Annotated in this window: 10 protein-coding genes; 5 read left to right on the top strand and 5 right to left on the bottom strand. The window is 67.8% G+C overall.

Annotation, left to right across the window (positions count from 1 at the left end; all coding sequences use genetic code 11):
- Positions 1-483 precede the first annotated feature (483 nt).
- From ACZ3TS_RS04160 to ACZ3TS_RS04140, 5 genes are all read left to right on the top strand, one after another.
- The gene (locus tag ACZ3TS_RS04160; protein WP_467613521.1) at positions 484-2,106 is read left to right on the top strand and encodes a peptide ABC transporter substrate-binding protein; all 1,623 of its coding nucleotides are present in this window, start codon (positions 484-486) and stop codon (positions 2,104-2,106) included.
- A gap of 149 nt (positions 2,107-2,255) precedes the next feature.
- On the top strand, positions 2,256-3,182 hold the full coding sequence (locus ACZ3TS_RS04155; RefSeq protein ID WP_467613520.1) for an ABC transporter permease: 927 nt from the start codon (positions 2,256-2,258) through the stop codon (positions 3,180-3,182).
- On the top strand, positions 3,175-4,116 hold the full coding sequence (locus tag ACZ3TS_RS04150; protein ID WP_467613519.1) for an ABC transporter permease: 942 nt from the start codon (positions 3,175-3,177) through the stop codon (positions 4,114-4,116). The genes ACZ3TS_RS04155 and ACZ3TS_RS04150 overlap by 8 nt, the downstream gene beginning before the upstream one ends.
- 11 nt (positions 4,117-4,127) lie before the next feature.
- Complete coding sequence (locus tag ACZ3TS_RS04145; protein WP_467613518.1) at positions 4,128-5,189, top strand: ABC transporter ATP-binding protein; 1,062 nt, start codon at positions 4,128-4,130, stop codon at positions 5,187-5,189.
- Positions 5,182-6,330, top strand: a complete 1,149-nt coding sequence (locus tag ACZ3TS_RS04140) for an ABC transporter ATP-binding protein (RefSeq protein ID WP_467613517.1) — start codon at positions 5,182-5,184, stop codon at positions 6,328-6,330. The genes ACZ3TS_RS04145 and ACZ3TS_RS04140 overlap by 8 nt, the downstream gene beginning before the upstream one ends.
- Positions 6,331-6,442: 112 nt before the next feature.
- Here the strand turns inward: ACZ3TS_RS04140 and ACZ3TS_RS04135 are convergent, their stop codons facing one another.
- From ACZ3TS_RS04135 to ACZ3TS_RS04115, 5 genes are read right to left on the bottom strand one after another with little or no spacing between them, the layout of a single operon-like run.
- Positions 6,443-7,429, bottom strand: a complete 987-nt coding sequence (locus tag ACZ3TS_RS04135; protein ID WP_467613516.1) for an ABC transporter ATP-binding protein — start codon at positions 7,427-7,429, stop codon at positions 6,443-6,445.
- The gene (locus ACZ3TS_RS04130) at positions 7,426-8,424 is read right to left on the bottom strand and encodes an ABC transporter ATP-binding protein (protein ID WP_467613515.1); all 999 of its coding nucleotides are present in this window, start codon (positions 8,422-8,424) and stop codon (positions 7,426-7,428) included. Before ACZ3TS_RS04130 ends, ACZ3TS_RS04135 begins: the two co-directional genes overlap by 4 nt.
- Entirely contained in the window at positions 8,421-9,335 is a 915-nt protein-coding gene (locus ACZ3TS_RS04125; RefSeq protein ID WP_467613514.1) for an ABC transporter permease, read from the bottom strand. The genes ACZ3TS_RS04130 and ACZ3TS_RS04125 overlap by 4 nt, the downstream gene beginning before the upstream one ends.
- Positions 9,332-10,405: an ABC transporter permease gene (locus ACZ3TS_RS04120; protein ID WP_467613513.1), complete on the bottom strand. Its 1,074-nt coding sequence runs from the start codon at positions 10,403-10,405 to the stop codon at positions 9,332-9,334. The genes ACZ3TS_RS04125 and ACZ3TS_RS04120 overlap by 4 nt, the downstream gene beginning before the upstream one ends.
- Before the next feature lie 26 nt (positions 10,406-10,431).
- Positions 10,432-12,183 (bottom strand): ABC transporter substrate-binding protein, encoded by a 1,752-nt coding sequence (locus ACZ3TS_RS04115; protein ID WP_467613652.1) that lies wholly within the window; start codon positions 12,181-12,183, stop codon positions 10,432-10,434.
- Positions 12,184-12,423 lie beyond the last annotated feature (240 nt).

Here is a 12,423-nt window from a genome sequence, read left to right as displayed (position 1 = left end):
TTGGCGTGCGTTCTTTCCATGCCCGGCGGCTCACCGAACCAACGGCCCGGTGCATGTGGCCGTTGACCGAAACGGGACGGCGTGGGCACGGTGCGTGCAGGCGCGGGGGTACGACAACGACACCCCGCACGCAGACCACCGTAGCCGCAACCGGTTTTTCCCGGCCGCGTGTCCGGAATTCGGACACCTGGAACCGATAGATGTGTAACAAGTCCGTTTCGCAGCGATCTTTCAGCAAACCCTTTGTCCGGATTTTGGAAGATGTACGCGCCAGGTGTGATCGAACCGAGACCTAATGGGTGTGGTTCGACTTCTGCCCATGGCAGATAGTTAGGCGCGTAGAGCTCGGATCAACGGGTCACGCGCTGCAGGCGGCGCCGACTCACGAGCGTGGGGGCACCTGACCATTTCAGGCACCGGTGACGGTGAAGTGTCTTGTGCCCCTGCATGCGGTGAACCAATGGACTCATGAGGAGGAGCCCCATGCGTGGTGCCAAGAGCGCCAGGTGGGTTGCGGTAGCTGCGGTTGTGGCGCTGGGCGCGACGGCTTGTGGTGGTGGCGGCGACGACAGCAGCTCGGGCAAGGGCAAGGGCAACGGCGTCGTCTCGGTGGAGATCGGTGAGCCGCAGAACAGCCTGGTCCCCACCAACACCTACGAGACCGAGGGCGGCCAGGTCATCAACGCCCTCTTCACGGGTCTGACCAGGCTTGACGCCAGCAACAAGGTCGTCGACGCCATGGCGCAGTCGGTCGAGACCAAGGACAACAAGGTCTGGACGATCAAGCTGAAGCCGGGCTACACCTTCCACAACGGCGAGAAGGTCACCGCCCAGTCCTACATCGACGCCTGGAACTACGGCGCCAACCAGGCCAACGCCCAGCAGACCAACGCCCTGTTCAACCACATCCAGGGCTGGAGCGACCTGAACCCGGGCGAGGGCAAGAAGCCCAAGACCGACAAGATGTCGGGTCTGAAGGCCGTCGACGACAACACGCTCCAGGTCACCCTGACCGGTCCGTTCTCGGCGTTCCCGACGCAGCTGTCCTTCACGGCGTTCGTCCCGCTGCCGAAGGCGTTCTTCAAGGACCCGAAGGGCTTCGGCGAGGCCCCGATCGGTAACGGCCCGTTCAAGATGAGCGGCACGTTCAAGCACAACGAGCAGATCAGCGTCACCAAGTACGACAAGTACCCGGATGCCTCGAAGATCGAGGTCAAGGGTGTCAACTTCAAGATCTACTCGAACCTGGACACCGCCTACAAGGACCTCGTCGCCGGCAACCTCGACAGCCTGCTGACGATCCCGACCTCGGGTCTGCCGACCTACAAGAAGGACCTGCCGGGCCGCACGATCGACGAGGCCGACTCGGCCGTCGGTTACATCGGCTTCCCGATCAAGTACAACAAGGCCTTCCAGAACGCGGACCTGCGCAAGGCCATCTCCATGTCGATCGACCGGAAGACGATCGCCGACAAGATCTTCCTCGGTGCCCGTACGCCCGCGGACGACTACATCAGCCCCATCATCGACGGCTACCGCAAGGGCGCCTGCGGCGAGGCCTGCACCCTGAACCCGGCCAAGGCCAAGGAGCTCTACAAGGAGAGCGGCGGACTGCCCGGCAACAAGCTGGAGATCGGCTACAACGCGGACGGCGGCCACAAGGAGTGGGTCGAGGCCGTGGCCAACCAGATCCAGCAGAACCTGGGCATCAAGGTGACGGCCAAGCCGTTCGAGCAGTTCCAGACGATTCTGAACGACCTGGACGCCAAGAAGTACCAGGGTGCGTTCCGCATGGGCTGGAGCATGGACTACCCGGACATGGAGGACTACCTCCGTCCGATCTTCTCGAAGGACGCCATCACCTCCGGCTCGAACTACGCCGGTTACGTGAACCAGGACTTCGAGAAGCTCCTCGTCGAGGGCGACAAGGCCCCGACGCACGAGGACGCCATCAAGAAGTACCAGGAGGCCGACGACGTCCTCCTCAAGGACATGCCGTACATCCCGGTGTACTTCTACACGCTGAACGCCGGCTTCAGCGACAAGATCAAGTCGATGCAGGTTGCCGGTCACCAGATCCTGTGGGACACGGTCAAGCTCAGCTGAGCCAGGTCTGAGCAGTTCCGATAGCGGACAGGTGGGTGAGCAGGGGGAGGATCGAAGCCTTCCCCCTGCTCACCCCTTCTGCCGTCTCCCGTCCGACAGTGCCGCCGCCCCGGCCGCGGGCGGGTCGAGCACCCCCCTCTGGAGTACCCATGGGCCGATATGTCGTGCGCCGCCTCCTGCAGGTGATCCCTGTGGTGATAGGCGTCACGTTCATCATCTTCTGCTTGGTCTTCGCTCTGCCCGGCGACCCGATCCAGGCACTGGCCGGCGACAAGCGCGCCGACCCCAACGTCGCGGCGATTCTGCGAGCGCACTACCACCTCAACGAGCCGCTCTACCAGCAGTACTGGCACTACATCAGCGGCGTCTTCACCGGTGACCTCGGTGAGACGTACAACGGGCGTGCCATCTCCGACATCGTTTCCGAGCGGTTCCCGGTCACCCTCAAGCTGGGCCTGACCGCTTTCGGGGTGGAGGCCGTCATCGGCATCGTGGCGGGCGTCCTCTCCGCGCTGAAGAAGGGCAAGTTCCTCGACAACGTGGTGCTGGTCTCCACACTCGTGCTGATCTCGATTCCGGTCTTCGTACTCGGTAGCGTGCTCCAGCTGGAGTTCGGAGTGAACCTCAAGATCACGCCTGTCGCCGGTATCGAGAAGGGCTGGCCGCAGAGCTACATCCTCCCGGCGATCGTCCTCGCATCGACCTCCATGGCGTACATCTCGCGGCTCACCCGGGCGAGCATGGTGGAGTCGATCCGCGCCGACTACGTCCGTACGGCGATCGCCAAGGGCCTGCCGCAGCGGCGGGTCATCGGCCTGCACGCGCTGCGCAACTCCCTGATTCCGGTCGTCACCTTCCTGGGCTTCGACCTCGGCGCCCTCATGGGCGGCGCCATCATCACCGAGCGCGTCTTCAACATGCCGGGCATCGGTGGCCAGTTGGCCCAGTCCGTCTATCTGCGCGAACGGCCCGTCGTCGTCGGTCTGGTGACCTTGCTGGTGCTGATCTACCTGGTCGCCAACCTCCTCGTAGACCTGATGTACGCCGTGCTCGACCCGAGGATCCGCTATGAGTGAGAAGACGATAGAGAAGCCCACCAGCACCGACGCGATGACCCTGGAGAGGGAGGCCGAGGCCGAGGAGAAGGCGGCGGCCCGTCAGGCGAGCCTGCTCAAGGACGGCTGGGTGGACCTGCGCAAGCGGCCCATGTTCCTCGTGACGGCCTTCATCATCGTGTGCCTGCTCGCGCTGGCGATCGCACCCAGCCTGTTCACGGGCCGCTCCCCGTTCTCGGACGGTTTCTGCCAGCTGCAGAACTCCATGAACGGGCCGTCGTCCGGGCACCTGTTCGGCTACGACGTCCAGGGCTGCGACATCTACACGCGGACCGTGTACGGCACCCGCAACTCCATCGTCGTCGGTGTGGTGACGACCGTGGCCACCACCCTGATCGGCGGTCTGCTGGGCATGCTGTCCGGTCTGGTCGGCGGCTGGATCGACGCGCTCCTGTCCCGGATCACCGAGGTCTTCTCGGCTCTGCCGCTCATCATCGGCGGTCTGCTGATCATGTCGATCTGGGGCGGCGGCGACGTGTGGTCGGTGTCGTTCATCATGGCGATCCTCGGCTGGCCGCAGGTCTTCCGGATCATGCGCGGTGAGGTCATCTCCAACAAGTACAACGACTACGTGATGGCCGCCCGGGCGCTCGGCGCGGACTCGTGGCGGATCGCGTTCCGGCACATCCTGCCGAACACGCTCGCCCCCGTCATCGTCATCACCACGATGAACCTCGGCGTCTACATCTCCGCCGAGGCCGCCCTGTCCTACCTGGGCATCGGCATCCAGTCCCCGAACATCTCCTGGGGTCTGATGATCAGTGACGCACAGGACCGATTCCTGACCTCGCCGCACGCGCTGCTCTTCCCGGCCGGCGCCCTGAGCATCACCGTGCTGGCGTTCATCGTGCTCGGCGACGTCGTCCGCGACGCCTTCGACCCCAAGATGCGCTGAGGGAGGCGTACGTGACCACCATCCAACCGACGGACGCCGTCCCGGCTCCGCGATCCGGCGACGCCGAGAAGACCGGCCCGCTGCTCGAAGTGCGTGACCTGCACGTCGAGTTCGCCACCCGCGAGGGCGTGGTGAGGGCCGTCAACGGCGTCAACTACTCGGTGAACGCCGGGGAGACACTCGCCGTGCTCGGCGAGTCCGGCTCCGGCAAGTCCGTGACCGCCCAGGCGATCATGGGCATCCTCGACATGCCGCCGGCCCGCATCCCCCAGGGGGAGATCCGCTTCTACGGCCAGGACATGCTCAAGATGTCCCCCGAAGAGCGGCGCAAGCTGCGCGGCGCGCGGATCGCCATGATCTTCCAGGACGCGCTGTCCGCGCTCAACCCCGTGCTCAGCGTGGGCTTCCAGCTCGGCGAGATGTTCCGCGTCCACCAGGGGCTGTCCCGCAAGCAGGCCAAGGCCAAGGCCATCGAGCTGATGGACCGGGTGAAGATCCCGGCCGCCGCGGCGCGCGTGAACGATTATCCGCACCAGTTCTCCGGCGGTATGCGCCAGCGCATCATGATCGCCATGGCACTCGCCCTGGAGCCGGACCTGATCATCGCCGACGAGCCCACCACGGCCCTCGACGTGACGGTCCAGGCGCAGGTGATGGACCTGCTCGCCGAACTACAGCGCGAGTACCAGATGGGGCTGATCCTCATCACCCACGACCTCGGTGTCGTGGCGGACGTCGCCGACAAGATCGCCGTGATGTACGCGGGCCGGATCGTCGAAACGGCGCCGGTGCACGAGCTGTACAAGCGCCCGGCTCACCCCTACACCCGCGGCCTGCTGGACTCGATCCCGCGCCTGGACCAGAAGGGGCAGGAGCTCTACGCGATCCAGGGCCTGCCGCCCAACCTGCTGAAGGTGCCGACGGGCTGCGCCTTCAACCCGCGCTGTGAAAAGGCGCAGGACATCTGCCGCACCGAGCGTCCGCCGCTGGTCCCGGTGACCGAGCGGGACGGAACGGAACTGCCGGGACGCGCCAGCGCGTGCCACTTCTGGAAGGAGACGATCCATGGCTGAGCTGACCGAGTCCGTCGAGCCGGCGGACGCGACGCCTAACGTCTCCGACGTGGAGATCGCCGACGTCCACTCCGAGGAGGAGGCGGTCGCCGCCCTCGAAGCTCCGGTCGAGCGCGGCGAGCCGATCCTGCAGGTGCGTAACCTGGTCAAGCACTTCCCGCTGACCCAGGGGATCGTCGTCAAGCGCCAGATCGGCGCGGTGAAGGCCGTCGACGGAGTCTCCTTCGACCTCTACCAGGGCGAGACCCTGGGCATCGTGGGCGAGTCCGGCTGTGGCAAGTCCACGGTCGCCAAGCTCCTGATGCACCTGGAGCGGGCGACGGCCGGCCAGATCTTCTACAAGGGCCAGGACATCACCAAGCTGTCCGGGAAAGCGCTCAAGGCCGTCCGCCGCAACATCCAGATGATCTTCCAGGACCCGTACACGTCGCTCAACCCCCGTATGACGGTGGGCGACATCATCGGCGAGCCCTTCGACATCCACCCCGAGGTGGCACCGAAGGGCGACCGACGGCGCAAGGTCCGGGAGCTGCTGGACGTCGTCGGCCTCAACCCGGAGTACATCAACCGCTACCCGCACCAGTTCTCCGGCGGTCAGCGTCAGCGCATCGGCATCGCCCGCGGCCTCGCGCTCAACCCGGAGATCATCATCTGCGACGAGCCGGTCTCCGCGCTGGACGTGTCCGTCCAGGCGCAGGTCATCAACCTGATGGAGCGACTGCAGGACGAGTTCAACCTCTCCTACATCTTCATCGCGCACGACCTGTCGATCGTCCGGCACATCTCGGACCGTGTGGGCGTGATGTACCTCGGCAAGATCGCTGAGATCGGCACCGACGAGCAGATCTACGACCACCCGACGCACCCCTACACCCAGGCGCTGCTGTCGGCGGTTCCCGTGCCGGACCCGGACGCTCGCGAGCACCGCGAGCGGATCATCCTGACCGGTGACGTGCCCTCCCCGGCCAACCCGCCGTCCGGCTGCAGCTTCCGCACCCGTTGCTGGAAGGCCCAGGACAGGTGCGCCACGGAGTCCCCGATCCTGGCGATCCCCGAGCGTTTCAAGAGCTCGGACGCGCCGACGGCCCATGAGTCGGCCTGCCACTTCGCCGAGGAGAAGGACGTGGTCCACGCGGCCTGACCCCTGGTCGACCCCGGTTCCCGGCACACCTCTGGTGAGGTGTGCCGGGAACCGGCGTTCCGGGGCCCGTACGACATCGCCGGGCCCCGGCGAATCGGTGGCCGGGGCGTGCCTACGCCGTCACGCCCGCCCGCGCCCAGTGGCAGGCGACCTGGGCCCCCGCCCCGCCGTCCAGCACCTCCAGATCCCTGGTACGGCATGCGTCCGCGACGCCCGCCGCCTCCGCCTCCCCGCTCGCCAGAATCTGGCAGCGGGCGTGGAAGCGGCAGCCCGTGGGGATGCGGGCCGGGTCCGGGGGCTCGCCGGTGAGGACCACAGGGATGCCCGGTGCCTCCGGGAGAACCGACAGCAGGGCCTGGGTGTAAGGGTGACGGGGGGCTGTCAGCACCTGCTCCACGTCGCCCGTCTCCACGATGCGGCCCAGGTACATCACCGCGACCCGGTCGGCGATGTTCCAGGCGAGACCCAGGTCGTGGGTCACGACCAGCGCGGACAGGCTCAGTTCGGCGCGCAGTCGCAGCAGCAGCGCGAGGATCTCGCCGCGTACCGAGGCGTCGAGCGAGGCCACCGGCTCGTCGGCGACGACGAGTTCGGGCTCGAGGACCAGCGCGCCCGCGATCACGACCCGCTGACGCTGGCCGCCGGAGAGCTCGTGCGGATACCGCAGGAAGAACCGCTCGGGCGGCCGGAGCCCGGCCCGGGCCAGGGCCTCGGCGACGGCAGCCCGCTCGTCACCGCCGTGACCGTGGATGCGCAGTCCCTCGGCCACGGCGTCGTAGACCGTGTGCCTCGGGTTCAGCGACCCGCCCGGGTCCTGGAGCACCAGCTGGACCCGTTTGCGGTACGCCTTCAGCGCACGGGAGGAGTAGTCGAGCGGTGCCCCGTCGAAGGTGACACGTCCCGCGGTCGGCGGGACCAGGCCGAGCAGGGAACGGGCCAGTGTCGTCTTGCCGCACCCGGATTCCCCGACCAGCGCCACGATCTCGCCGGGCCGGATGTCCAGGTCCACGCCGTCCACCGCCCGGGCAGGCGGCGCGCTGTGCCGGCCGGGGAAGGTGACGTGCAGGCCCTCGACGCTGATCAGTGGCGCGTTGGTCACGGGGTGCTGCTCCTCACTTCTGCTTCCTCCTCGGTCGCCGCGGCGCCCCGCGCCACGTGCACGCAGGCCGCCCGCCGCCCTGCCCCCGCCACCCGCAGGGCCTGGTCCTGAGTGGCGCAGAGGTCCAGCGCGACCGGACAGCGGAGGTGGAAGGCGCACCCGGACGGCAGCCCCGCCGGGTCCGGCGGATCGCCCGGCAGCCCGCGCGGCGCGAACCGCGACGCCGGGTCGCCGATCTGCGGGAACGCCTCCGACAGCGCCCTGCCATAGGGGTGGTGTGCGTCGTCGTGGACCTGCCGGGCGGGCCCCTCCTCGACCACCCGGCCCGCGTACATCACCGCCAGCCGGTCACAGGTGTCGGCGAGTACCGCAAGATCGTGGCTGATCATGATCAGGCCCAGGTCCTGCTCGCTGACCAGCCGCTCGATCAGGCGCAGGATCTGGGCCTGGATCATCACGTCCAGGGCGGTGGTCGGCTCGTCGGCGACGATCAGACGCGGGTCGCAGGCCAGCGCCATGGCGATCATCACGCGCTGCCGCTGACCGCCGGAGAGCTCGTGCGGGTAGGCGTTCGCACGCGCCGCGGGCAGGCCCACGTGCTCCAGCAGCTCGCCGGCCTTCTTCTTCGCGCCCCCCGGGGTCGCTTTCCGGTGCAGCAGGATCGGCTCGGCGATCTGGTCGCCGACGCGGTGAACGGCGTTCAGGGAGTGCATCGCCCCCTGGAACACGATGGAGGCCCCGGCCCAGCGCACCGCGCGCACCCGGCCCCACTTCATCGTCAGCACGTCCTCGCCGTCGAGCAGGATCTCGCCGCCGATCCGTGTTCCGGCCGGCAGCAGCCGCAGCAGCGCCAGCGCCAGCGTGGACTTGCCGCAGCCCGACTCGCCCGCGATACCGAGCTTCTCGCCCGCGGCGAGGGAGAGGTCGACGCCCCGTACGGCGGCCGCTCCGCCCGGGTAGGTCACTTCGAGGTTCCTGACGTCGAGCAGGCTCAACGGGACACCCCCAGCCTGGGGTTGAGGACGGACTCGACCGCGCGCCCGCACAGCGTGAACGCCAGCGCGACGACCGCGATGGCGATGCCCGGCGGCACGAGGTACCACCAGTCGCCCGAGCTGACCGCGCCCGCCTCCCGCGCGTCCTGCAGCAGCCCGCCCCAGGAGACGACCGTGGGGTCACCGAGCCCGAGGAACGCGAGCGTCGCCTCGGCGAGGATCGCGGAGGAGATGATCAGGGTCGTCTGGGCGAGCACCAGCGGCATGACGTTGGGCAGCACATGACGGGACATGATGTGCCGGTGGCCGCCGCCCAGCGCCTTCGCGCGTTCGATGTACGGCCGTGACTCCACCGCCAGTGTCTGCGCCCGCACCAGCCGCGCGGTCGTCGGCCACGTCGTGACCCCGATCGCCAGGATGATGGTGCTCAGCGAGCGGGACATCACCGTGGCGAGCGCGATGGCGAGCACCAGCGTCGGCATCACCAGGAACCAGTCCGTGATCCGCATGATCACGGCGGCGTACCAGCCGCGGAAGTGCCCGGCGGTGATGCCGATGAGCGCGCCGATGGCCACTGACAGCACGGCCGCGAGCAGCCCGACGAGCAGCGATACACGCGAACCCCAGACGACCAGGCCGAGCAGGCTGCGCCCGAACTGATCCGTGCCCAGGGGGAAATGGGCGCTCGGACTCTCCAGCGGCTTTCCGGGCGCGTCCGTCACGCTCTGCACGCCGGAGCCGACCGTCAGCGGCGCGGTCAGCGCGACCAGCGCGAACAGCACCAGGGCGGCGAGCCCGAAGAGGCCGGCGCGATGGGTGCGGTACTCCCGCCAGAAGCGGGCGGCGGAGGCGCGGCGGCGCTGCCGGGCGAGGGTGCGGGGACCGGGGGTCGTGGCGGTTTCGGCGGTCATCGGCCCACCCTGGGGTCGAGCAGTGGATAGAGAAGGTCGGCGAGGGTGTTCATCACGATCACGGCCGACGCGAAGACGAAGAACAGGCCCTGCACGAGCGGCAGGTCGGGCACGCTCAGCGCCTGGTAGAACAGCCCGCCGAGGCCCGGCCAGGAGAAGACGGTCTCCACCAGGATGACGCCCGCGACGGTCCGGCCCAGATTGACGAAGACCAGCGTCACGGTCGGCAGCAGCGCGTTCGGGACGGCGTGCCGGCGCCGTACGAGATCGTCCCTGAGGCCCTTGGCGCGCGCGGTCGTCAGGTAGTCGCTGCCCATCTCGTCGAGCAGTGCCGACCGGGTGACGAGCAGCGTCTGCCCGTACTCCACCGCCACCAGGGTGACCACCGGCAGGACGAGGTGGTGGGCGACGTCGAGGACGTAGGCGAAGCCCTCCTTGCCGCCCGTTTCCATGCCGCCGGTCGGGAACAGTCCCGGAACCGGGCCCACCCCGACCGACAGCACGATGATCAGCAGCAGTCCCAGCCAGAACGACGGGATCGAGTACAGGGTCAGCGCCAGACCGGTGTTGAGGCGGTCGCCGAGCCCGCCGTGCCGCCACGCCGAGCGGGTGCCGAGGAACACGCCGAGCGCCGTGTACAGCACGAAGGCCGTGCCGGTGAGCAGCAAAGTGTTCGGCAGGGCCTCGGTGATCTTGTCGAGGACGGGCGCCCGGAACTGGTACGAGGTCCCTAGGTCGCCGGTCAGCGCCTTGCCGCAGTAGTCCGTGAACTGCCGCCACAGCGGCAGGTCGAGCCCGAACTCCCGCCGGTAGACGGCGATCTGCTGGGCCGAGACCGGGCGACCGCCCGTCATGAACTTCACCGGATCGCCCGGGATCAGCCGGAAGAGGAAGAAGCTGGTGACGAGGACGGCGAGCAGCGAGACGGCGGCGCCCGCCAGCTTGCTTGCCCCATAGCGCAGATACGCGGTGGTGGTGCGCGCGCGTGGCCCGCGGCCCGCAACCGGCCCGGTCTTTCCCGGGTCGGTTGCGGGCCCCTCGACCAGCGCGGGTGTCGCTTCAGCGGTCATGAGCACTCACTCGGTCGGTGGCCGGCCTATTCGCGGTCTTCGGCCGTGGCCCGGCGGCGCACCGCGAAGAGCACCGCGAGGCCGACGAGGACGACGACGCCCGCGACGATTCCGATGATGACGCCCGTGGACGTGGAATCGCCCGAAGAGTTCCCGGAGTTCGCCGGAACGGCTGACCACCAGCTCCAGTAACCGTCCTGGCCGTAGATGTTGCCCGCCGCGGACGGCATGGTGGTGATCGACTCGATCTGGTCCGTGCGGTAGGCCTCGACCGCGTTCGGGTAGGCCATGACGTTCATGTACCCCAGGTCGTACAGCCTCGACTCGGCCTGCTTCACGAGGTCCGCCCGTTTGGCCGGGTCGTACTCGGCGAGCTGCTGGGCGTAGAGCTCGTCGTACTTCTTGTCGCAGATGAAGTTGTCGGTCGCGCCCGTGTCCTTGGGAGTCGCCGGGAGCGCGGCGCAGGTGTGGATGGAGAGCACGAAGTCGGGGTCGGGATTGACCGACCAGCCGTCGAAGGCGAGGTCGTACGTGCCCGCGAGCCAAGGATCGGTGACGTTGTCCAGGCAGTTGAGCGTCACGCCGATGCCGAGCTTGCCCCACCACTCCTGCAGGTACTTGCCGACGGCCTTGTCATTGGGGTCGGTGGCATGGCACAGGACGCGGTAGTTCAGGGGTTTGCCGTTCTTGCCGACGCGTTTGCCGTCGCCGTTCTTCTTGTAGCCGGCCTCGTCGAGGAGTTGGGCGGCCTTGGCCGGGGCGTAGGCGAGCTCCTGGCTTCCCGACGGCTGCCAGAAGTACGTCGAGAAGCGCGGTGGGATGTATCCCTTGCCCTCGACGGCGTGGCCCTGGAACACCTTGTCGATGACGGTCTTGCGGTCGACCGCCATGAACAGCGCGTGCCGTACCCGCTGGTCCAGCAGAGACGGGTCGCCGTCGCCGAACTTCTTGCCGTTCTTCGCCTGCGCGCCCGGATTGGTGGCGAGGGCGTAGAAGCGGCGGCCGGGGCCTTCGTTGACGTGGATGTTCTTGTCGCCCTTGAGGGAGGCCGCCTGGGCGGGAGTCAGGGAGGGCGAACCGGCAACGAAGGAGACCTCGCCCTTGCGCAGGGCGGCCACCGCCGCGTCCTGGTCCTTGTAGTACCGGAAGACGAGCTCGTCGAACTTGGGTGCCCCGCGCCAGAAGCTCTTGTTGGCCTTCAACCGCACGTAGCTGTCGGGCTTGTAGTCGGCGAGCACGAACGGCCCGTCGCCGACGATGGGGAAGCTCTTGTCGTTGTTGAACTTCGAGAAGTCCTTGACGTTCTCCCAGATGTGCTTGGGCACGATCGGCACGTCGAGCGCGGTCATGGTGGCCTGAGGCTTCTTCAGCTCGATGACCAGCTTCGTGGGGCTCGGCGCGGTGACCTTCTCGAAGTTGGTGACGAAGCTGCCGTTGGCGGTGGCGGCGCCCTCGTCGGACATCATCTTGTTAAAGGTCCAGGCCGCGTCCTCGGCGGTGACCTGCCGGCCGTCCGACCACTTGGATCCTGAGCGGATCGTGTACGTCCAGGTCAGTTTGTCGGGCGACGACTCCCACTTGGTGGCCAGAGCAGGGATGACGTGGGCGTCCTTGGGGTCGTAGTTGGTCAGGTACTCGTACATCAGCCGGTGGATGCTGGTGCTGAGCAGACGGGTCGCCAGAAACGGACTGAGCGAGTCGACGCTCTGGGCGACCGCCACGGTGAGGACCGCCTTGTCCTTCGCCTCGGCCCGCTGGGACGAGGGGGCGAGCGACATCGCGAAGGCGGTCAAGAGCGTCAAGGCGGCGGCCAGGAGCCGAGCCGTACGGGGTCGTGGTCTGTCCGGGCGAGGGCGCCCTCTGCCGTGCTGGACTCGTGTGCTCATCGATCATGACCTCGCGTCATCGCTTGTGCAGGGACGGCTCGTTGGAATGCTTGTTCGAGCTGGGTCGGCTGACGTCGGCTGGGTGAAGGTGTGTCTATCAGCGGCGGTCTGCGCGCGTCAACGGCGCCTGAA

Source organism: Streptomyces sp. NPDC022910 (genome assembly GCF_055561075.1).
This window is presented reverse-complemented; position numbering and strand designations above follow the sequence as displayed.

Coding starts and splice junctions, on each gene's coding strand:
- ACZ3TS_RS04160 (WP_467613521.1), top strand. CDS start 484: ATGCGTGGTGCCAAGAGCGCCAGGTGGGTTGCGGTAGCTGCGGTTGTG.
- ACZ3TS_RS04155 (WP_467613520.1), top strand. CDS start 2,256: ATGGGCCGATATGTCGTGCGCCGCCTCCTGCAGGTGATCCCTGTGGTG.
- ACZ3TS_RS04150 (WP_467613519.1), top strand. CDS start 3,175: ATGAGTGAGAAGACGATAGAGAAGCCCACCAGCACCGACGCGATGACC.
- ACZ3TS_RS04140 (WP_467613517.1), top strand. CDS start 5,182: ATGGCTGAGCTGACCGAGTCCGTCGAGCCGGCGGACGCGACGCCTAAC.
- ACZ3TS_RS04125 (WP_467613514.1), bottom strand. CDS start 9,335: ATGACCGCCGAAACCGCCACGACCCCCGGTCCCCGCACCCTCGCCCGG.
- ACZ3TS_RS04120 (WP_467613513.1), bottom strand. CDS start 10,405: ATGACCGCTGAAGCGACACCCGCGCTGGTCGAGGGGCCCGCAACCGAC.
- ACZ3TS_RS04115 (WP_467613652.1), bottom strand. CDS start 12,183: ATGTCGCTCGCCCCCTCGTCCCAGCGGGCCGAGGCGAAGGACAAGGCG.